This is a genomic window from uncultured Fibrobacter sp. (genome assembly GCF_947166265.1).
In the GTDB taxonomy this organism is placed as follows: Bacteria; Fibrobacterota; Fibrobacteria; order Fibrobacterales; family Fibrobacteraceae; genus Fibrobacter.
Genome location: NZ_CAMVDO010000005.1, coordinates 114,192 through 135,605, shown reverse-complemented (window position 1 = coordinate 135,605; position 21,414 = coordinate 114,192). Strand labels below are relative to the sequence as shown.

Annotated in this window: 17 protein-coding genes; 9 read left to right on the top strand and 8 right to left on the bottom strand. The window is 51.5% G+C overall.

Going from position 1 to position 21,414, the window contains the following annotated elements:
* The first annotated feature begins 5 nt into the window (after nt 1–5).
* The 5 genes from Q0W37_RS04455 (at nt 6) to Q0W37_RS04435 (ending at nt 5,795) form a co-directional block, all read left to right on the top strand.
* On the top strand, nt 6–1,472 hold the full coding sequence (locus Q0W37_RS04455) for a sigma-54 dependent transcriptional regulator (protein ID WP_297699173.1): 1,467 nt from the start codon (nt 6–8) through the stop codon (nt 1,470–1,472).
* A 17-nt stretch (nt 1,473–1,489) separates the two neighbouring features.
* Nucleotides 1,490–2,902 carry a replicative DNA helicase gene (dnaB, locus tag Q0W37_RS04450; RefSeq protein WP_297699171.1) on the top strand — a complete coding sequence of 471 codons (1,413 nt, stop codon included), beginning with the start codon at nt 1,490–1,492 and terminating at the stop codon, nt 2,900–2,902.
* A 10-nt stretch (nt 2,903–2,912) separates the two neighbouring features.
* The gene (locus Q0W37_RS04445) at nt 2,913–3,695 is read left to right on the top strand and encodes an ABC transporter permease (RefSeq protein WP_297699169.1); all 783 of its coding nucleotides are present in this window, start codon (nt 2,913–2,915) and stop codon (nt 3,693–3,695) included.
* An 8-nt stretch (nt 3,696–3,703) separates the two neighbouring features.
* Nucleotides 3,704–4,489, top strand: a complete 786-nt coding sequence (locus tag Q0W37_RS04440; RefSeq protein ID WP_297699167.1) for an ABC transporter ATP-binding protein — start codon at nt 3,704–3,706, stop codon at nt 4,487–4,489.
* 124 nt (nt 4,490–4,613) lie between these two features.
* Nucleotides 4,614–5,795, top strand: a complete 1,182-nt coding sequence (locus tag Q0W37_RS04435; protein WP_297699165.1) for a hypothetical protein — start codon at nt 4,614–4,616, stop codon at nt 5,793–5,795.
* Between the two features lie 83 nt (nt 5,796–5,878).
* Here Q0W37_RS04435 and polA read toward each other — a convergent pair whose 3' ends face one another.
* The 3 genes from polA to Q0W37_RS04420 form a co-directional block, all read right to left on the bottom strand.
* Complete coding sequence (gene polA, locus Q0W37_RS04430) at nt 5,879–8,755, bottom strand: DNA polymerase I (RefSeq protein ID WP_297699163.1); 2,877 nt, start codon at nt 8,753–8,755, stop codon at nt 5,879–5,881.
* 60 nt (nt 8,756–8,815) lie between these two features.
* Nucleotides 8,816–9,772, bottom strand: a complete 957-nt coding sequence (locus Q0W37_RS04425; protein WP_297699161.1) for a hypothetical protein — start codon at nt 9,770–9,772, stop codon at nt 8,816–8,818.
* Nucleotides 9,773–9,887: 115 nt separating this feature from the next.
* On the bottom strand, nt 9,888–11,060 hold the full coding sequence (locus Q0W37_RS04420) for a sugar transferase (protein ID WP_297699159.1): 1,173 nt from the start codon (nt 11,058–11,060) through the stop codon (nt 9,888–9,890).
* A gap of 219 nt (nt 11,061–11,279) precedes the next feature.
* Here Q0W37_RS04420 and Q0W37_RS04415 point away from each other — a divergent pair, with 219 nt between their 5' ends.
* The 3 genes from Q0W37_RS04415 to nadC all read left to right on the top strand — a co-directional run bounded on the left by Q0W37_RS04415 (nt 11,280) and on the right by nadC (nt 15,039).
* Nucleotides 11,280–12,569, top strand: coding sequence for a homoserine dehydrogenase (locus Q0W37_RS04415; protein WP_297699157.1), 1,290 nt, complete (start codon nt 11,280–11,282; stop codon nt 12,567–12,569).
* Between the two features lie 42 nt (nt 12,570–12,611).
* Entirely contained in the window at nt 12,612–14,063 is a 1,452-nt protein-coding gene (locus tag Q0W37_RS04410; protein ID WP_297699155.1) for a sugar transferase, read from the top strand.
* A 112-nt stretch (nt 14,064–14,175) separates the two neighbouring features.
* Nucleotides 14,176–15,039: a carboxylating nicotinate-nucleotide diphosphorylase gene (gene nadC, locus Q0W37_RS04405; protein WP_297699153.1), complete on the top strand. Its 864-nt coding sequence runs from the start codon at nt 14,176–14,178 to the stop codon at nt 15,037–15,039.
* Nucleotides 15,040–15,128: 89 nt separating this feature from the next.
* Here nadC and nth read toward each other — a convergent pair whose 3' ends face one another.
* The 5 genes from nth to Q0W37_RS04380 are packed head-to-tail and all read right to left on the bottom strand — an operon-like array spanning nt 15,129 to nt 20,011.
* On the bottom strand, nt 15,129–15,752 hold the full coding sequence (gene nth / locus Q0W37_RS04400) for an endonuclease III (protein ID WP_297699152.1): 624 nt from the start codon (nt 15,750–15,752) through the stop codon (nt 15,129–15,131).
* The gene (gene cysE / locus Q0W37_RS04395; protein ID WP_297699150.1) at nt 15,745–16,533 is read right to left on the bottom strand and encodes a serine O-acetyltransferase; all 789 of its coding nucleotides are present in this window, start codon (nt 16,531–16,533) and stop codon (nt 15,745–15,747) included. The genes nth and cysE overlap by 8 nt, the downstream gene beginning before the upstream one ends.
* Nucleotides 16,530–17,036 (bottom strand): hypothetical protein, encoded by a 507-nt coding sequence (locus Q0W37_RS04390; RefSeq protein WP_297699148.1) that lies wholly within the window; start codon nt 17,034–17,036, stop codon nt 16,530–16,532. Before Q0W37_RS04390 ends, cysE begins: the two co-directional genes overlap by 4 nt.
* Nucleotides 17,037–17,582, bottom strand: a complete 546-nt coding sequence (gene hpt / locus Q0W37_RS04385; protein WP_297699146.1) for a hypoxanthine phosphoribosyltransferase — start codon at nt 17,580–17,582, stop codon at nt 17,037–17,039. It lies immediately after the preceding gene.
* Between the two features lie 14 nt (nt 17,583–17,596).
* The gene (locus tag Q0W37_RS04380; protein ID WP_297699144.1) at nt 17,597–20,011 is read right to left on the bottom strand and encodes a DUF3536 domain-containing protein; all 2,415 of its coding nucleotides are present in this window, start codon (nt 20,009–20,011) and stop codon (nt 17,597–17,599) included.
* A 342-nt stretch (nt 20,012–20,353) separates the two neighbouring features.
* On the opposite strand from Q0W37_RS04380, the gene Q0W37_RS04375 reads away from it, so the two are divergent.
* Entirely contained in the window at nt 20,354–21,163 is an 810-nt protein-coding gene (locus tag Q0W37_RS04375) for a PD-(D/E)XK nuclease family transposase (protein WP_297699142.1), read from the top strand.
* Nucleotides 21,164–21,414 lie beyond the last annotated feature (251 nt).

Genomic DNA, 21,414 nt, shown 5'->3' with positions numbered 1-21,414 from the left:
TCGCGATGAATGTCCTGATCGCGGATTTGGATCAGAAGTTTATCGACGGTGTGGAACGTTCCTGGTCAGTACCGGGAGCGAACTTGTTGGTGTGCCGTAACGAAAAAGACCTCATGCCCATCGTCAAGAAGAACCCGATAGACCTTGCGTTTGTCGAGGTGCCTTTCTTGATGCAAGACAATATGGACATGGTGAGTTTCTTGAAGGAACTCAAGCCGGGAATCGAAATCTTTGTTTTGTGCGATGACCGCAATTGGCAGGGGGCGGCATCTGCGATTACCCGCGGTGCGACCAGTTTTCTGAAAAAGCCCCTGACGGTTTCGCAACTGGAAACGCTTGCGCAAAAGGTGCAGTCGCAGCTGCAGAACAAGTCCAACAACCAGCTGATGGAATCCCAGGTGCTGGACGGACTTTTGGGAAACACTCCCGAGATGCGCAAGATTCTCAAGACGGTCTACAAGGTGGCGCCTACCAACAGCTCCGTGCTTATCACCGGCGAGTCCGGTTCGGGCAAGGAATTCCTGGCAAATGTCATTCACCGTTACAGCAAGCGTTCGGCCGAACCGTTTGTGGCGGTCAACTGTGGCGCCATTCCCGAGAACCTGGTGGAAAGCGAACTTTTCGGAAGCAAGAAAGGTTCCTATACGGGATCGACCGCCGACAAGAAGGGCCTGTTTGAATCCGCGAATGGCGGAACCCTTTTCCTGGACGAAGTCGGCGAGCTGTCTGCAGCCACGCAAGTCAAGCTGTTGCGCTTTTTGCAGAGTCACGAAATTCGGCGCGTGGGCGAGACTGAACCTCGCTACTTGGATGTGCGCGTCTTGGCGGCGACCAACCGCGACCTGCAGGAATCTATGCAGAACGGGTCTTTCCGCGAAGACCTTTACTACCGACTGAACACTTTCCACCTAAGACTTCCGCCCCTCAGGGAACGCAAGGCGGCGCTTCCGAACCTGATCAAGTATTTTATCCTCAAGAACAAGGATGCGCAGGGGAAAGAAATTGTCGATGTGGAACCGGCGGCCCTCTATGCGCTTACCAAGTATTCTTATCCTGGCAACATCCGCGAACTGGAAAACATTCTCGAACATGCGATTGTCCTTGCCGAAGGTGGCGTGATTCACCTGGAGGACTTGCCCGAAGAAGTACAGGCGGAAGCCCGTGAACAGACGGTTGCCATTCCGCATATCAAGGATGGTGCGCTAGAAAGCGAAGTGGTGGTGCCCTCGGTTGAAATCCCCGGAATATCGTTTGACGGTGCCGACAAGCAAAAGAAGGCGGGGCATGCTGCAGAGGAATCTTCCGATGAACTGCTTTCGCTCGAAGAAATGGAACGTAGGCACATTCTGCATGCCTTGAGTGTATGCGACAATAACCGAACCGAAGTCTGCAAGCGGCTTGGAATCAGCCGTGCAACTTTGTGGCGCAAATTGAAAGAACTTAAAATTATGATGGATGGCGACGAGGAATGATTCGTCGCTAAGGTGTTATGGCTGATTTTGAAAATCAACAGAGTAGTTACGAAGGTCGCCAGGTCCCGATGGACCTGGATGCCGAACGTTGCCTGCTGGGAAGTATTTTGCGTGACCCCGATGTGATGGGAAACGCCGTCATGATTATCAAGGACGAAAGCTTTTTCTATCTGGAAAAGCACCAGCTGATTTGGACGGCCCTTTGTACGCTTAACCGCAACGTGACTCCGATCGACCTGGTGACGCTTGCCGCCGAACTGGAGACCATGAACAAGCTTACGCTCGTGGGCGGTCGCGAATACCTGTTCGAACTCATGGAATCGGTGGCGTCTTCGGCGAACGTGGAGTTCCATATTGAACTGTTGCGCAAGAAGGCGACGCTTCGCAAGTTGATCAAGTCTTCGTCGACGGTGATCAAGAATGCGATGGATCCGGCCGCTTTACCCGACGAGGTTTTGCAGGACGCCGAACGCGACATCTTTGCCATTGCCGACGACCAGATTCGAGACTCCCTGAAGCCTATCCAGAGCTTTGTGACACCGCTCCTTGAACGCCTGAACAATCGCAAGGACGGCATTACGGGAATCCGTACGGGCATTACCGAACTCGATGAACTCACGAACGGTTTGCAGCGTTCCGACCTGATTATTTTGGCGGCCCGCCCCGGTGTGGGTAAGACGTCTTTTGCGCTCACGATTGCGGCGAATGCTGCAATCAACTACAACCAGAACGTAGCCTTTTTCAGCCTCGAAATGGATGGCGTCCAGCTCGCGCAACGTTTACTTTGTTCGCAAGCGCAGATTGACCAGAGCAAGCTCCGTAATGGTTACCTGAACAGCGATGAAAAGAAAAAGCTGATCGCCGCCGTGTCGCCTATTCAGAAGGCGCCTCTTTACGTGGACGATAATGCCGACCTGGGCATTATGGAACTGATGAGCAAGGCGCGTCAGCTTAAGCGCAAGAACAAGCTTGACCTGCTCATTATCGACTACTTGCAGCTGATGAAAACCGGCAAGGAAGAAAACCGCGCGGTCGCCATCGGCGCGATTTCCCGTGGCTTGAAAATCCTCGCGAAGGAAATGCAGATTCCTGTGATTGCTCTTGCCCAGCTTAGCCGTAAGGTCGAAGAAAAGGGCCGCGAACGCCCGCAGCTGTCTGACCTTCGTGAATCGGGTTCTATCGAACAGGATGCCGACATGGTGTGGTTCGTGGAACGTAAGTTCGTGCAGACTCACCGCGAAGAAGACAAACATTCTGCGGAACTGATTGTTGCAAAGCACCGTAACGGTTCGGTCAAGGATATTCCGATGACGTTCATTCCGGAATATACGACCTTCTACGACGCGGCCCCCGAAGAAGAGGGCGGTGGCGAGGCCTACGCCTACGATGACAGTAGCGATATGGGTGCAACCGATTTCGGGAGTTTCTAGGAAGTAGCGTATGTCGTTTGTAGTACTCCCCTTTGCCTGGCTTGGAAAGATTATCGTGACCGGTATTGCCAATATCGGTGAGGTGGTGTGCATCCTGTTGAATACGCTCAAGCAGATGCGGTATGTCCATAAGAATCCGTCGCTGATAGTGAAGCAGATGATTTCGATTGGCGTGTCATCGCTTCCGTTGCTGTTCGTGACTTCGATTTTTACGGGCATGGTCGCGACGGTGCAGGCGGAATTCGAATTCCACAACCTGGTTGCAGACAAATTTGTGGGGACGGCGGCGTGTAAGATGATCCTGATTGAACTTGGACCGCTCCTTACGGCGATCGTGCTTTCGGGCCGCGTGGGTTCTGCTGTTGCTGCAGAACTCGGTTCCATGAAAGAAAAGGAAGAACTTGCGGCTTATACGGTGCTGGGACTTGAACCTTACCGTTACTTGGCGCTTCCGCGTTTTGTGGCGTTCTTTACGATGGTGCCCTGCCTTACGGTGATTTCGAATGCGCTTGCCATTATCGGTGGCTGGATCGTGTGCGTGCTCGGTCTCGACATCACGACCTATACCTACGTAACTGGGATGCAGTACCTGTTCGACCCGATGGACTTGTGGTCCGGGGTGCTCAAGTCGTTTGTCTTTGGAACCCTGATTTTCTTGCTGGGTTACTACCACGGCATCAATGCCAAGGCGGGTGCCCGCGGCGTGGGAATTGCTACCATGAGCGTGGTGGTTTCCAGCTGCCTCATGATTTTGATTGCTGACTTTGTGATGGATGCTATCCTGTTCTTCTAAGGTAAGTTATGCCTAACGTAAAAATCGATCCGAACGATATTGCCATTCGCCTCAAGGGACTGAAAAAATCCTTTGGCCCGCAGGATGTGCTTTGCGACGTGAACCTTGACATTCGCCGTGGCGAGACGATGGTGATTATCGGTAAGTCCGGTGGCGGAAAGTCGGTGATTCTAAAGCACATGATCGGCCTTTTGCAACCGGACGGTGGTGAGGTAACAGTGGACGGTGTAACGATCAGTACGCCGAAGTTTTTCGATACGCATACTATCCGCCGCAAGATGGGTATGCTTTTCCAGATGGGTGCGCTTTTTGACTCGATGGATACCGGCGAGAATATTGCGTTCGCTCTGCGTGAACATCACCCGGAACTTTCCGAAAAGCAGATTCAGGATGTGGTGACCGAAAAGCTCCAGATGATTAACCTGGTGCCTGAATTCCGCACCAAGATGCCGTCTGAACTTTCGGGCGGTATGCGTAAGCGCGTTGCCTTGGCTCGCGCGATTGCCCTGAACCCTGAAATCCTGTTGTACGACGAACCGACGACCGGCCTCGATCCTATCACGAGTGACGTGATTAACGACTTGATTCTCGATATGCAGAGCAAGCTCGGGGTGACGTCTGTGGTGGTGACGCACGACATGGTGAGTGCCTTCAAGGTGGCCGACCGTATCGCGATGCTTTACAACGGCCGCATTATCGAAGTGGGCACCGTGGATGAAATCAAGAACACCAGCAACCCTTACGTGCACCAGTTCATTACCGGCCAGCGCAAGATTTCGGTGGAAGAAGAATAGTTTTTGTAAAAAAATCGCAAAAATACGCGAAAAAGGGCAAATTTCAGTGCTTTTAGACACGAAAATGCTTACAACTGTAACGCTTTGACTTCTAATAATGTATTTTTCGCACAAGAGGTTTTATATGAATAAGAAACTTTTGGCAGGACTTTCTGCGCTGGTTGCCACTGGAGCATTTTGGGCCTGTGGCGAAGGTAATATCAATAAGTACGATGAAATGGACGGTATCGTGGCTGACCAGTACACCACGCCCGAACAAAGAGCCGAGTTGAAGAAAAAGGCGATTGAAAGCTGCAAGGCCGATAGCCTGGGCTGCGCCTTGACTTATGCCGATTATTTGAAAGATCCCGACGCCCCGATGAGCAGCGAGGGAGACGTAGCTTCTTCGGAATCTACGGTGAATAGCAGTAGCGACGGAACGATTCCCAAGAGCAGCGCTGGTTGGGTGATTAAGAGTTCTTCGTCCTCGGTTGGTGGAACTGACCCGGTCGGTTCGTCTTCTTCTGCCGGTGGCGTAGTTGTGACTGGCCTTGGTGGTTGTGCCCCGGGTAAGGCAACGATAGACAAGGGTGGTTCTGTTGCGTGGAACTTTACCCCGAATTTGTCGGAAGGTTCGATGCAGGATTTCCTTGGCGCATCCTATTCATGGAATTTCGGTAGCGACGGTGATGGTACGGGCATGACCTCTTCTCCGGTAACCTATGGAACATCGGGTAAGAAAACGGCCACGCTGACCGTGACGATGGGCATGAAGAATTCTGTAATTGAATGTTCTCCGCTGCAGGTGAACGGTGTCGCGATTACCTGTACTTGTACAACTGAAGCTTTGTCTACATACGATTATACCGGAGCTTCAGGTGCAACTGTTTCCTGGACGGCGACATGTAGTTCTGCAGGCGCTACGATTACGGGATACCAGTGGTCTGGCGCAGAAGGAACTTCGGAAATCGGTACGTATACATTTACCAGTGAGACTACTGTTGCTCCGAAGGTTACCGTCAGCAATGATGACAATTCTGTTCAGGAATTTGAATGCCCGGCTGTTAGGGGTACGGAAGGTCCTGAAAACGAATTTGACTTGTCGACAGCAACAGATGATGAAAAGACACTGAAGGAAGGTGTGACTTATACCATCACGCATCCTTACTCTAGTGCGATTAGCTTCAACGGCTCCACTGCGGATTGCAAGGTTGAACTTAATGGTGAAAGTGTTGAAGTGTCTCATTATAAGGCTATTCAACCTGCTCCGGCATCTCCGTTGATTGTCAAGCCCCTTAACTGCACCGCGACCATTGGTGGTTACTAATAGGTGAAGTTTTAGGTTATTTAAAAAAGCTCCCTTCGGGGAGCTTTTTTTTGTATATAAGGTTTTCGCCGGTTTAGGGTTGCTTAATGCGCCTCTAGCCAGTTCTCGCCGAAGCCGACGCTTGCGACAAGCGGAACCTTGAGCTGCATGGCGCCTTCCATTTCGGCTTTCACCATTTGCGACATGGGTTCCACTTGGTCGCGGGGGCATTCAAATACGAGTTCGTCGTGCACCTGCAGCATCATCTTGAGTGGAAGGTTTTCTTCGTTGATTCGCTTCTGGATGCGGATCATCGCAATCTTGATGAGGTCGGCGGCGGAGCCTTGGACGGGAGTATTCACGGCCATGCGCTCGGCCATCTGCGATTCCATGCGATCGCTGGAGTCAATGCCTGCAATGTAGCGGCGGCGGCCCGAAAGCGTTTCTACGTAGCCGTCGCGGTGGGCGGCCGCTTTGATGTCTTCGATGTATCGCTGCACGCCTTGATACATGTCGAAGTAGCCGGTGATAAAGTCCTTTGCTTGCGACATCGGAATTTTCAGGTCGCGGCTTAGGCGGAAGGCGGTCATGCCGTAGAGTACGCCGAAATTCACCACCTTGGCATCGCGGCGCATATCGCTGTTGACTTCGTCGAGCTTGACTCCGTAAATGGCTGCAGCGGTGCGGGCGTGAATGTCGATGCCTTCCTTGTAGCTTTCGATAAGGGCAACGTCCCCACTCAAGTGGGCGAGCATGCGCAATTCAATCTGCGAGTAGTCTACCGCGAGGATAACGTTGTCTTTGTGCTGCGGAACGAACGATGCGCGAATCTTTTTACCGAGGTCGCTGCGAACGGGAATGTTCTGTAGGTTCGGATCGCGGCTGGAAAGGCGGCCCGTTGCGGTGCCCCACTGGATAAAGCTCGTGTGGATGCGCTTGGTATCCGGATTCACCAGCGTCGGGAGCACGGAGATGTAGGTGCTTTGCATCTTCTTGAGTTCGCGGTATTCGATGACGGCGAAAACGATTGGGTGCGGGGCCTTGTAGCTGAGTTCTTCGAGGACGACGGCGTCGGTGCTACGCTTCTTGATTTGCGGAAGTCCTAGCGTATCGAAAAGGACTTCGCCGAGTTGCTTGGGCGAGCCGATGTTGAATTCGACTCCCGCCATGTCGCAGATTTCTTTTTCAAGATTTTCGATGCGGCGTTGCAGTTCCTGTTCCAGCGTCTTGAGGGTGGGAACATCGATTGCGACTCCCACAGATTCCATTTGGTATAGAACCTTCAAGAGCGGCATTTCTTGCTCGAAGAAATACTTCACGTAGTCGAGCTTTTCTAGCTCGCGGCGGAGCGGTTCCCACAGGCGAAGCGTATAGACTGCGTCTTCGGCGCCGTATTCTGTTGCATCCTTGATGTTGACTCGGTTAAAAGTAATCTGATTCTTGCCGCGACCAATCAAGTTTTCAATCGGAATCATTTCGTGCTGCAGGCGCTGCATCACCTGGTTGTCGAGACCAAGGCCCGACTGCCCCGGCGAAAGCATCCATGCGGCAATCAGCGTGTCGATGAGGTTCGCGTTGTCGATAGCGCTCTGCGGAATCCTGAAGGCGCGCGCGAGTACATGCAAGTCGAATTTTGCGTTATGGAAAACGAGTTCGCGCGGTTTCTCGGTGCCTGCGACTGGCGCGTTGTCGGCGATGAATTCGCTGAACCATGCCTTTACCTTGTTCAAGTCGTAATTGCCCTTGGGACCTGTCGGCAGCGGGAATCCGATGTCGTCGCAGTGCCCGAGCGGAATGTAGTAGCCCTTGGCGGGGTCTGCCGAAAGGCAAAGCCCCACGAGGTTACATTGCATGGGGTCGAGTCCGTCGGTTTCGGTGTCGATGCCTACTGTGCTTGCAGCGGCAAATTCGGCTTTCATCTGCTCGAAGATTTCGTCAGTATCGACGCAAATGTATGTCGGCGGTGCATCGATTGTTTTATTCTGATTCACTTCGGCAGGCTCAGTGAACTTGCCGTCGTCATTTAAGGTCCCTGAGCTTGCCGAAGGGCCTTTGGTTGGTTCGGCAGGCTCACCAACCTTTTTTACAAAGCCCGTCTTGCTGGGAATACCTTCCAAAAGGCGAAGCAGGCTGTTGATTTCGTGATCTTTGAACATCTGCGCCAAGGTATCAACGTGCAGGCCGTTGTATTCGAGCGTGTCGAGGTTTCCGCTAAAGGCGCGTTTTGTCTGGAGCGTCACCAGTTCGCGGCTGAGGAAAGCCTTTTCGCGGTTGTTTTCCAGATTGTCGTGCAATCCCTTCTTGGTGACTTTATCCAGGTTTGCGTAAAGGTTGTCCATGTCGCCGAAGTCGTTCAGCAACTGGATGGCGGTTTTCGGGCCCACCTTCGGAACGCCGGGAACGTTATCGCTAGCGTCTCCCATGAGTGCCAGATAGTCGCGAATTTTTTCGGGCGGAAGTCCGTATTTTTCAAGAACCTGTTCGGGGCCAAAGTCGATGCCGTCGGCGCCTTTTGTCAAGTGGAAAAGATGGATCTTGTCGGTTACAATCTGCGACATGTCCTTATCTTTACTCAAGATGACTACGTGATCAAAGCCAGCCTCGATTGCGGCGGTGGCAGTAGAGGCCATCACGTCATCCGCTTCGTAGCCCGGTTCCGACAAGAGCGGAATTCCGCTTGCTTCCAGACTTTCGCCAAGGAGCGGCATCTGTGCCGCCATTTCTTCGGGCATGGGGCCGCGATTGGCCTTGTAGTCGGGGTAAAGTTCGTGCCTGAATGTCTTGGTGTGAGCCACGTCGCGTGCAATCGCAAAATGCGTCGGCTTGTGCTTCGCGAGAATGCGGAGTACCGCACCCCAGTAGCCATGCATCATCGAAACCTCTTCGCCCTGGCTGTTTTTCAGCGGGTTCTGCGAATAGGCGTAAAACATGCGGAACGCAAGCGCGTAGGAGTCAAGCAGAAGTAGAGTCTTTTCAGGCATGACTTGAATGTAGAAAAATAGTAGGCAGTAGACAGTGATTAGGTGTCAGGTGACTCCGAACTATTTAATCTCGTACAGTTTCGGGAACGCTTCCTTGCAATTTTCGTCTTTGGGAGTGGTGGTGTACCAGACGAGTTTGTCATCTTGAACGGACGCAGAGAATGTCCAGATGGATCCTGTTTTGCAGGCTGTAATAAAGGATCTATATTTGATGCTTATCCCTATCCCAAGGTCTTGTGAGACAAAGTGATTGATGCGGCATTTGTATGCGGTCGGGATGAACGCAATTTCTTCGAAATTTCCTAACCGTTTTTCGGCTGCAAAGAATTTCTCTTGTCTATTGATGTAATCTTCTACAGAAGAGGCCATGCTTTCTTGACAGGCTTGAACGTTGTCATCGGTTCTCTCGTAGGTTTCTATGTTGAAAAATCCGTTACTGATGGTTTTGGTGGTTGAAGCTGCAATAAATATTCCGTTACTCATGTAACACAAAATGGCAATGGCGAACATCCATTTTGCGCCTGTATATGCAAAGCCTTTTTTGAAATGAACGTATTTGCCTTGTGCAATCTTCCAGACGTCGATGCATGCAAGGACTGTAACGACGATGCTTGCCAGGTTCATCAGAATATGCACCCCAAGCGGGAAATGGATGTTAAGTGGACTTAGAAATCCTTTCAGAAAATTGAATGTGAATCCTCCGAAAAAGAGGTACAACCATCCTCTCAAGGTTCTCCCGCTCATAATGCAGTGTACACCCAACTCACCGAAAATAACGCTCATCCAGAAAATAAGTGTCCCTTTGCGGGGCTTGGTGTTGTCTTCGGGTTCTTTAGTTTTAGAGGATTCCGAACATTCGTAATTTTGCTCTGCAGTTACACTTGTTCCATCAATCTTTTCTGGAATTGGTTCTTGTGCGGGTTCCGCTTGCTTATTCATTGTAGGATTGGGAGCGTCACACCACAGGCATTGGGGCATGTCGTTTTCATATTTTCTACCGCATTTAGGACAAATCATCTTCTAACCTCCTTCACAATTCAGATTAAATATAGTTTTTAATGTATTTGTATGCAATGGATTTCAAAAAACGCCCGACGAATGTCGGGCGTGACAAGATGAAATGCTTTGTCGATTAGTAGGCGCCGTCGCCCTTGAATACGACCTTGAACGTTTTCAGAATGAGCGCGAAGTCGTCGCCCAGTTTTCCGTTGCGTTTGATATAGTCGTTGTCCAGGCGCATCTGGCCTTCGAAACTGATGTTGCTTCGTCCGCTCACTTGCCAAATGCAAGTGAGTCCTGGGGTTACGGATAAACGCATTCTGTGCCACGGTTCGTATTCTGCCACTTCGGATGGAATTGGCGGACGCGGACCCACGATGGACATGTCGCCCTTGATGATGTTGAAAAACTGCGGGAGTTCGTCGAGGCTGAACTTGCGGAGAATGTGACCGAACGGATAGATACGCGGGTCGTTCTTCATCTTGAACGTCTTTCCGCCCGTCTCGTTGAGGGCCATCAGTTCTTTCTTGCGTTCTTCGGCGTCCACGTACATGCTGCGGAACTTGTACATGGTAAACAGCTTGCCGTTCTTGCCTACGCGGGTCTGCTTGAAAATGACGGGACCCTTGGAGTCGCTAATCTTGACGGCGAGCGCGCAGAACAAAAGCAGGGGAGACGTCAGTACGATTGCAAAGCTTGTGCAGGTGACGTCCACAATTCTTTTGATGATGTGACGGAAGCGGATGGTATGCGGATGTTCCCAGATATGGTCGAGGTTCAGGCGCGAAAGGGTAAAGAAGCTTCCGTTGGTGCTGTTGAATTCCTGGATCTTGTCGGTCAGTTCCAGATTATCCTTTTCCTGAAGTCCGGTGTAGATGTAGGCTTCGAAAATTGGACGTTTCGGCTTGATGCGGAGCGTCTGGATGAGGCCCGCGTCGTTCAGCTTGTGTAGAATTTCCTTTCGAATCGATTCCAGCGTGGAAAGGTCGGAATTGAGCAAGATGAGCCCGATACCGCTACCATCGGAAAGGAATCCGAGGACATCGATAAAGCGCAGGTGCGAAAACATGGTGAGGATACTGATTTTCCAGGTGTCCTCGACGGTCTTGTTCGGACTGCCCCAGCCGAAAAAGTCGTACTGGTGGGCATACATCTTGATATAGAGGAAGGGCTTGCGGGTTCGGTTCGCTCGTAAAAATTCTTCGTTTAGGCGAGTCCTGAATAGTCTAGCAGGGTAGACGATGTTCTTCAGTTTTTGCTCATCGAGAATAGAGCCGATTGCCGGGTTAACGGATGCTTGTTCCATAATTATAAATATAAAAAAAGGAAAAAGGCCGCATTCGATGGGAGCTATTTTTGTAAAGGGAGATAAACGAAATCCGGTTGCCGAAAATGTTTTTTTTATTACATTTGTAAGAAGAAGGAAAAAAAGTTGATGAAGTTATTTTTGCTCGCTGTCTATTGCCGACAGCCTACAATCTACTTTACTAAATTTACCCCGTAAAATTTAAAATGGAGACGCCCTATGCTGCGTATTGGACTTATTGGTACTGGAACCGTCGGTGGCGGTGTTATTCAGATTCTCGAACAGAAAATCGCCGAATACAAGGAAAAGCTTGGCGTTGAACTGCAGCTTGCCTGCATTTGCGCAAAATCCGAAGAAGAAGTTGCCCCGTACAAGGCAAAGGGCTACAAGGTTTCGACCAACGCCGACGAAATGATCGCCGGTGACGACATCGACGTGCTCGTGGAACTCGCCGGTGGCTACAACATGCCGCGCAAGTGGATCTTGGCCGCCCTCAATTCCGGTAAGCACGTGGTGACGGCGAACAAGGCTCTCCTTGCCAAGTACGGTCACGAAATTTTCCCGCTCGCAGCCGAAAAGGGCCTGCATGTGCTGTTCGAAGCAGCCGTGGGCGGTGGCATTCCTATTATCCGTAGCCTGCAGGAAGGCCTGCTCGGTTCTACGGTGGAACACCTGAGCTGCATTATCAACGGCACCTGTAACTATATCCTTTCCCGTATGGCCGACGAAGGCCTCGACTTCGACGTCGTGCTGAAGGATGCCCAGAAGCTCGGCTTTGCCGAAGCGGATCCGACTTTCGATATCGAAGGTATTGACTCTGCTCACAAGACTGCCTTGCTTGCAAGCCTTTGCAGCGGCAAGCGCGTGGACTTTGAAAAGATTCACGTGACGGGTATTTCGAAGATTACCGCCCAGGATATCGCGTTTGCAAAGGAAATCGGCTGCTGCGTGAAGCTGCTCGGCATTTACCACCGCGACGGTGATCGCGTGGACGCCCGTGTGCATCCGTGCTTTGTCTCTAACGAAAACCTGCTCTCGAACGTGAACGGCGTTATCAATGCCGTGTACCTCAAGTGCGATAACCTTGGCGAAACCGTCCAGACCGGTGCCGGTGCTGGCCGACTCCCGACCGCCTCTGCCGTGGTGGCTGACCTCGTTTCCCTTGCCCGCTCTACTGACAACGGTAATCGCAAGGCGCTCCCGATGGGCTGGTTCAACGTCGAAAATTCCGCAACGCTCGTGCCGATTTCGGAAACGTCTTCTCGCTACTACCTGCGTTTCACTTCCCGTGACGCATGCGGCGTGCTTGCAAAGATTACGAGCATCCTCGCCGAAAACAGCATCTCGATCGAAACCATTATCCAGAAGAACGTGAACGATCCGGGTAAGGTCTCTGTGGTGGTGATTACCGAAAAGACTCAGGATTGTAGGGCTTCCAAGGCTGTGGACGCTATCGATGCCCTGCCCGAAATTGTGGAAAAGAGCCAGGTGATTCGTTTCCTCGCGTAACGGATAACTTTCTCGACCTCGATTTTGTAGTTTAAGGTCATTATGATTCGTGCCGCTACATTGGAACGTATCCTCGTTGTCCTTTCGGACTTCGTGGCGTTGTTTATTTGTTTTGTACTCGCCTTTTGGGTGCAGTTCCATAGCGGCTTGATTGCTGACAAGTTCGACCCGAACAAGGCCTTTGCCGAGTATGCCCACATGGGAATTGTCCTGAACGTGGGCTGGCTTTTGTTGTTCACCTGTGCGGGGCTTTACCGGTCGTGGCTGTTGATGTCGAGAACGCACCAGATTCTGCGCGTTCTGCGTGCGGTGGTTATCGGTATCGTTGTCATTATCGCAGTCCTGTTTGGCGCTGAATTCATCAGCAAGATCGTGGCGAACGAACCTCTCAGTAGCGGATACCTTTATGGGTCTCGCTTCCCGTGGATTTTCATTTACGGCGGCTTTGCGCTTTTCCTGGTGGTGCTTTTTAGAATGGTGATTTATCGCTGCCTACGTGGACTTTTGAGCCGCGGCTTTGGGGCGAACAACATTCTGGTGCTCGGGGCTACTGAAGCGGGCCGAAAAATTGCCGAGGCCTTGGCGAAGACTCCCGAACGCGGTCAGCGTGTCGTAGGCTTTGTCGATGAACGTTTCCAGGTGATGGATCATGAGTTCGCGAATGTTCCTGTGCTTGGAAAGTACGCCGACCTTGCATCGCTTATCAAGAAGTACAAGGTGACGGGCATTATCATTGCGCACGAAAGTTCTTCGCCGCAAGAAATTATGCGCGTGCTTGTTTGGGTGTGCGATCAGCGCGTTCATATTTACCTGGTACCGGAACTTTACAATGTCGTGCATGGGCAGTTCAAGGCGAACCTTGTTTACGGTTTTGAACTCCAGGAACTTTTTGCCTTTACGATGCCGTTGTGGCAGGTGCGTGTCAAGCGCATCATCGATATCTTGTTCGGTGCTTTCTTGGGACTGATTTCGTTCCCGGTCTGCTTGTTTGCGGCTATAGCGATTAAGCTCGATGACCGTGGTCCGATTTTTTATTCGCAGGAACGTATTGGCCTTTATGGAAAGCCGTTTACGGTTTACAAGTTCCGCACGATGCGTACCGATGCTGAAAAGTTCGGTGCCCAGTGGGCGACTAAGGATGATCCGCGTATTACGAAAATCGGTAAGTTCTTGCGCAAGACCCGTATCGATGAACTCCCGCAGATTTTATGTGTGTTGAAAGGTGACATGAGCATGGTGGGTCCGCGACCGGAACGTGCCGTGTTCATTAGCCAGCTTCGCGAACAGATTCCCTATTACATTAGCCGCCTCAAGATGAAGCCGGGCCTGACCGGTTGGGCGCAGGTGTGCCACCACTACGACACTAGCACCGAAGACGTGAAAATCAAGCTGCAGTACGACATGTATTACTTCGAGAACATGAGCTTGCTCCTGGATTTCCAGATTCTGGTTCGCACGGTGTATGTGGTGCTGACCGGTAAAGGCGCACAGTAACAGTAGACAGTAAACAGTAGGCAGTAGACAGGAATAGTAAGGCGGCAAAGCCGCGATTATAAGAAAACTTCCTACGGCCTAACCACTAACCACCAACCACTAACCACTACCTATGTACGGTGATAATTCTACTCCAGTTTTTCCTACCGAAGATGCCCTCACCATGATTCGTCTGGCTTTGGCCGAAGACGTGCGTACGGGCGATGTCACCAGCGAATGGACCATTCCTGCAGACCAGAAACAGCATGCCCGCCTGATTGCGAAAGAAGACGGTGTGCTTGCCGGCCTCCCGGTGATTGAGCTTGTGTTCCAGGAACTCAAGGCGAACGTGAAGGTGACGCTCCATAAGAAAGATGGCGACGTCGTGAAGAAGGGTGACCTGATTGCCGAAATGGACGGCACGACTCACGAACTTTTGACGGGTGAACGTACGCTCCTGAACTTTATCCAGCAGCTTTCCGGTGTGGCGACCGTCGCCCATACTTTCCAGGAAGCCTTGAAGGCGGGAAAGACGAAGGTGCTCGATACCCGTAAGACGGTTCCCGGTTTCCGTACCTTGCAGAAGTATGCGGTCCGCGTAGGTGGCGGTTCCAACCATCGCATGGGTCTCTTTGATATGGTGCTGGTGAAGGACAATCACATTGCTGCTGCAGGTGGCGTGCTCCAGGCGCTTGAAGTTGTGAAGAAAAACAACAAGCAGAACCTGATGGTCGAAATGGAAGTCGAAAACTTCGACCAGCTGCGCGCACTCTTGAACAAGGGCGTCGATGTCATTATGCTCGATAATATGAGCAACGAGATGATGGCTGAAGCTTTGAAGATTATCAAGGAAAGCGGCGACAAGTGTCTGGTGGAAGGTTCCGGCAACATGACGCTTGAACGTGCGAAGGAAATCGCGACGCTTGGTCTCGACTACATTTCGGTCGGTGCACTTACGCATAGCGTGAAGGCGCTCGACATCTCGATGCGCATTTAAAAATTGCATTGGCTTATACAAAAAAGGCTGTTCTCATCATTTGAGGCAGCCTTTTTTAGACCCTTCGGCAGGCTCAGGGACCTTGCATCCTAATTACTGCCTACTATCTTACAGATGGGGCAGTTTTCGTTTTTATGGCCGAGTGCCCTGCAGTAGGTGCGGCCGAACAGAATGATTTGCAGGTGGCGCTTTTCCCATTCGCTTTCGGGGAAAATTTTCTTGAGGTCCTTTTCGGTCTGTTCGACGGAGCTGCCGTCGGAAAGACCCCAGCGCTTGGCGAGGCGGTGAATGTGCGTGTCTACGGGGAAGGCGGGAACCTTGAAGGCGTGAATCATCATGACGCTTGCCGTCTTGTGGCCTACTCCGGGGAGTGCCTCGAGTTCTTCGAAGGTGCGAGGAACTTCGCTGTTGTATTTTTCGACGAGAATTTTAGACAGGTTGAAAATGTTCTTGCCCTTGGTGGTTGAAAGTCCGCAGGGCTTGATGATTTCGGTGATTTTCTCGACGCCGAGTTTTACCATGGCCTTGGGCGTATTCGCCTTCTTGTAAAGTTCCTTAGTAACTTGGTTTACGCGGAGGTCGGTGCATTGGGCGCTCAGGACTACGGCGACCAGGAGCGTGTAGGGATCAGAATAGTCGAGAGGAATCGGCGGGTCGGGAAAGAGCTCGTCGAGAGTTTTCGAAATGAATTTTATTTTGTCTTTTTTATTCACAGTCGCGCGTAAAGTCCTGCTGCATATTGAAGCTCGGCATTTCGTCGGTGGGGTGTCCGACTTCGACAGCGGGGACGCCTGCGTAAGTGGTATGCGGCGGAACGTCCGTAACCACTACGGCTCCCGCGCCAATCTTTGCGCCATCGCCAATATGAATGTTGCCGAGCAGCTGCGCATGGGCACCGAGCATCACGCCATTGCCAATTTTCGGGTGACGGTCGCCGGTTTCCTTTCCGGTACCGCCGAGGGTGACGCCGTGCAAGAAACTCACGTTGTTTCCGACTACGGCCGTTTCGCCGATCACGATGTTGGTGGCGTGGTCAATCAGGAGGCCGTGGCCAATCTTTGCGGCCGGGTGGAAGTCCATTCCGAACTTGCGGCTCACGATGCTTTGGATCATCTTTGCCGGGAAAGAACGCCCCTCTAGCCACAGGGCGTGTGCTGCGCGGTAGGCCTGTAGTCCCTGGAATCCCTTGAAGAACAGGAGCGGCTCCAGGTAGCTGGTGCAAGCGGGGTCGCGAAGGACTGTCGCGTGCAAGTCCTTACATGCGCAGGTCAGAAGTTCAGGATATTTCAGGTAAAGAATGTCGAACATCTTTTCGAGTTCCGCACGGTCCATCACTTCGCCGGCGAGTTGACACGAAAGCGTTACCGAAAGCATGGCGGCAAAGTCCTTGCAGTTAAGGACCTGCTCGGTGAGCATCAGCACCGAAAGCGGTTCGTCGTGAACCAACTTTTCGGCTTCAATTCGGATCGCTTGTTCTATCTCTTCGATATTCATTTCTTGGCCTTGTCCTTCGTCTCTTCTTCTTCCTCGTCCAAAGTGGGGATCACCTTGTTTTCTTTGCACAGGTTTTCTTCGCGGATTTTGAAGGTGAAGTCTACGAGGTTGTTTTCAAACATTTTTTGATAGGGCTTTTTCTTTTGCACACTTTCGAGGGCGCAGGTGCAGTAGTTGATGCGCTGGATAAGGGACTTTTCGTTGTGCGGAGTCCCTTTTGCGAATACGCATTCATGCATAATGGCGTATTCCATGGCGCGGTCGTAGCGGTACTTGCACTTGTTTACCATGTCGGGCTGTGCGGCAACCCGTTCGATCGCCCCTTCGGTAGGAACGCTGTTGAATACGTTGCATGCAATAAAACCGGCGATAAAGAACAATAGGCATACGGCAAGATTGATCAGGAACCGCTTTCCGCGGCCAATCTTGTTGTAGCTGCGTTCTACCGCTTCGAAAGTCTGGGTGGCATGAAGCCTAACGTCATCGAAATCGTTATTCGCCATTTAGTTTGCTTCCTGTAGAGTCCATATTTCGGGGAGCATACGGTAATCGTTTGCATAGTCGAGACCGTAGCCCACTACGAATTCGTTTGCAATCTCAAAACCGACAAAGTCCGCCGTGACGTTGACTTCACGGCGTTCCTGCTTGTTCAACAGGACGCAGGTACGGACTTCCTTGGCCCCGGCATTCTTGAGCATATCCAAAAGTCCAAGAAGCGTGGTTCCGGTGTCGGCGATATCGTCTATCATCAGGACCTTTTTGCCCTGAAGGTTGATTCTTTCGAGACCCTGCACCTGGAGCTTTCCGCTGGATTCGGTGGAATCCCCGTAGCTGGACGCCTTGATAAAGGCGATTCTTTTCTGAATGGCTGCGGGACCTTGAACCCTTGCAATTTCGCGGCACAGGTCGGCGGTGAACATGTAGGCCCCGGTGAGGGCCGAAAGCAGGATGTCGAAATCGTAGGCAACGACGATTTCTTGGGCGAGTGTAGAGACTCGCTCACGGATTCTTTTTTCGCTAATCAGCGGCTTTTCGGACATCTTGTACATATTCACCTCGGTGGTTAAACCTCGAAATTCAGCCAGCTGAACATCGGCTTGAGTGCCGAAATCTTGCTGGTCGGGTATTTCACGTATTCCTGGTAGGCGGGGAACACCTTGTTTTCGAGGCTCGTCTTGTCGATTTCGAGCTTGAGCCAGTCGGCGACCGTGATAAGCCCGGTGATGTGCTTGACGGCATCCTTGTCAAAGCTTTCGAACACGGAGTCGATCAGCTTGATGAGCTTCGCATGGAACATGCGGCCCGTACCGCCGAACGAATAATGCGTATGCAGCGCATTCGCTTCTTCGATCAGGTCCTTGATTTCGTCGAAAACCTTCTGGTCGTCGTTTTCCATGTATTCGAGTGCCAGGTGGTGAATCTTGGAGTTGATTTCGAGCGAAAGAATTTTGCGCATGGTATCGGGCAGGGTGTGGTCGAGGTCGGCCAGGCTGTCGATCGAAAGTCCGTGAGAAAGCGCAAAGCTCGAGAACGATTCCGTGAGGCTGTTCAGGTACTTCTTGGTCGAAATCTGGTTGATGCGCTTGATGGAGTCGCTCATCAGGTTGCGCATGCGAACCACATAGGCGGTGGGGTAGAGCGCCTGCAGTTCCTGCGTGCTCATATTCGGATTTTCAACAAACTTAAGCCCGTTCTGCTCGTTTTCGCCATCGGCGACGACCAGGTTGATGCGGCCGAGCATGTCGGTGATGGCGAGCACCGTCGAAATGCGGCGTTCGTTGATGTACTTGTCGAAATATTCCGTGCGTACGAGCGTCTGGCGCCTGCGCGATGCAATCTTCGTGGCGACAATCTTCTTGTTCTTTTCGGAGTCATCTTCCAGGTTCAGGTGGAACATGGCGGCCTGTTCGGCCAATTCTTTCACGACCACTGGAACCTTCTCTTCGGCATAGTTCGTAAACACTTCGGCACCGTTCCACTTGTGTTCGTTACTCGTGGCGCGGGCGAGAATGCTGATGACTTCATTCTTGATGTGGTGACCGTAGGGGAGGAACGGTTCCAGGAGTTCCATGGCACGGAGCGCGTAGCGCATGTTCTGCACCGGTTCCAGACCTTCGATATCGTTGAAGAACCAGCCACAGCTCGTGAAGCTGAACAGGCAGAACTTCTGGATTTCGAGGAGACGGATAGCCTTTGCGCACATGTCTGCGTCGTTCGGATTTTTGACCGTCTTGGCGAGGAATGCCTGTACACGCGATTCGTCTTCGGGGGCGACCAGGACTTCGACAAAATTGTTGCGTGCTTCCCACGGGTCTACGTCGGATATCTTTTCAAATTCGCGGACGAAAACATCGTCGGCGAGTTTCTTCAAGTGGTTGAAGGCATCGCGGAGCGGACCGCGCCATTTCTGGTTCCAACCCGGCCCACCGCCAGTCGAGCAGCCGCAATCGCGGTACCAGCGGCCAACGCCGTGGGCACAGCTCCAGGCGCAGCCTTCGCTGTAGAAGTTCTTGAGCATCACCTCGTGTTCGGGCGGGAACTCTTCCAGGAACCAGCCGTAGTTCACCGGGACCATGTTGTGTTCCGGGGCGTAGTGGTTGTAGAGCCAGGCGGCGCACATGTCGCCGAACGGTTCGTGGTGACCGTAAGATTCACCGTCGGTACCGATGCTCACTAGCTGCGGATCCTTGCGCTTTTCGTCCCAGGCGTCCTTGATGCGGTTGCCGAAAGTACCCGCGTCGCGGAGCAGGTGTTCAAAGCCCACTGCCGAAGAAAGCCACGGGTTGTAGAAGAATACGTCGAGGTAGCCGTCGCAAACGAGAACGCCGTCCTTGTTGCGCGGGTAGATGCGGTAGGGGCGTGTCGTGTCGATGTCGGTGTTGCTGCAGCCGGTCCATTCGGTACCGCCCAGCTTGCGGAACTTGTCGGCCTGCGTCGGCGAAAGAATGGTGAACTTGATGCCTGCCTTGATGAGTTCCACCACCGTCTCGAAGTTGATGGCGGTTTCGGCGAGCCACATGGCTTCGGGCATGCGTCCGAAGTGGAACTTAAAGTCTTCGATGCCCCAGCGGATCTGGGTTTTCTTGTCCTCTTGCGAGGCGAGTGGCATGATGATGTGGTTGTAGACCTGGGCAATCGCGTTACCGTGGCCTTTCAGACGTTCTGCACTCCGCTTGTCGGCTTCCTGGATGCGCTTGTAGGTATCCGGCGTGTTCGTACGGATCCATCCCATGAGGGTCGGCCCCATGTTGAAGCTCATAAAATCGTAGTTGTTGACAATATCGACAATGCGCCCGTTCGGCGAAAGAATGCGGCTCGCGGAATTGGGGCTGTAACACTGGCTAGCAATGCGGTCGTTCCAGTCGTGGAAAGGGCGTGCACTGGGCTGGTTCTCGATAACGCCTGTCCAGGGGTTTTCGCGTGGCGGCTGGTAAAAATGACCGTGAATCGTAAAGTAAAGGGGGTGCTTCTTTTCCATGAGCGCAAAAATAGAAATTTAGTAGGCAGTGGGCAGTGGTTGTTGGCTAGAAAGGTTACGAAACTTTCACCGTATGAGGGGAAGACTAGCAAACGGAAAAGCCCTTGTTTTGCAGATAGGGATTTTCATTTGACACCTCTGGAGTCGGTTGTCTGTGCGGATTTTATTGTGATTGTAGATAAAGTAAATGTTGTGCTTGTGGGCTGATTTCGAGTGTAAATTTTTCTTATGTTGGCAACCTGTTAGTTGCTGCAAACACTTGTTTGCAAAATTCGGCCATTTTCGAAAATGGGCATTTTTATTTGATAGATTTGCTCTCCTGAACTTAAATGGAGTTTGCAAATGAATATCAAACCTTTTGACGATCTTGACATTACCGACCCGATTATGTTTGGACTTGTTTTTAGCAACAAGCATATTGCGCAACCATTCATCGAACACTTGCTGAACATCAAAATCGATCACCTGGAAACTCCGGTTCCGGAGGCAGTTTTGAGCTATGACGCAGAACACAAGGGCGTCCGCTACGACGTCTTTGCACGGGAAACCGACAAAAACGGCGAGGCAATCCGTTCCTTTGATTTGGAAATGCAGATGGTAGATACCAAGGAACTCCCGCAGCGTGCCAGGTACTATCAGAGCGTGGGCGACGGCGTTGCACTTTCGAAGGGTGGTTTTTATACCAGTCTCAAGGAACAGTACATTATCTTCTTGTGTCCCATGGACATTTTTGGATGCGGACTTCCGGCATATCATTTCGAAAATAGGGCCAAAGAGGACGCTAACATCACTTTGAATGACCGCACCTTCAAAAATTTTTATATCTTTAAAAGGTACGAAGATTTTACAGACCCGGTTGTCAAAGCGTACATGAAGTATTTTGCGACTAGGAATGTTGATTCTCATGAAACCAAAACCATCAACGACCAGGTGTCTTATTACAAAGCCGACACTCTCATAAGGAACAAGTATATGACTTACGAATACGACCTTCATGAAAGCGAGGAAAGAGGTAAAGCTAAAGCTAAGCTTGAAATGGTCGATGCAATGCTCGCGAATCCGAAATTTACGAATGAGGACATTGCTGCTATTTCAGGGTTTCCGCAAGAAGAAATTCAGAAGCGCAGGGCGCTTCGCGAACAAAAACGTTAAGCTAAGTCAGTTTCTGATTTTTATCTATTTTAAGGCGTACTGCGGCTAAGGCCCCTAAGCCTGTGCTGAGCTTATCGAAGCAAGACGGAAAATTTTTTTAGACAACGTTCTGCATTGATTACCGTAGAACTGTTTTTTTGCATGGATTTTTATTGTAATTGTAGATAAACTAAATGTTTGGAGCGAGTAGGTATTTCTTGTTGCTAAAATAAACAAAAAATCGCGAAAAACGTGTTTTTTCGCGATTCTGC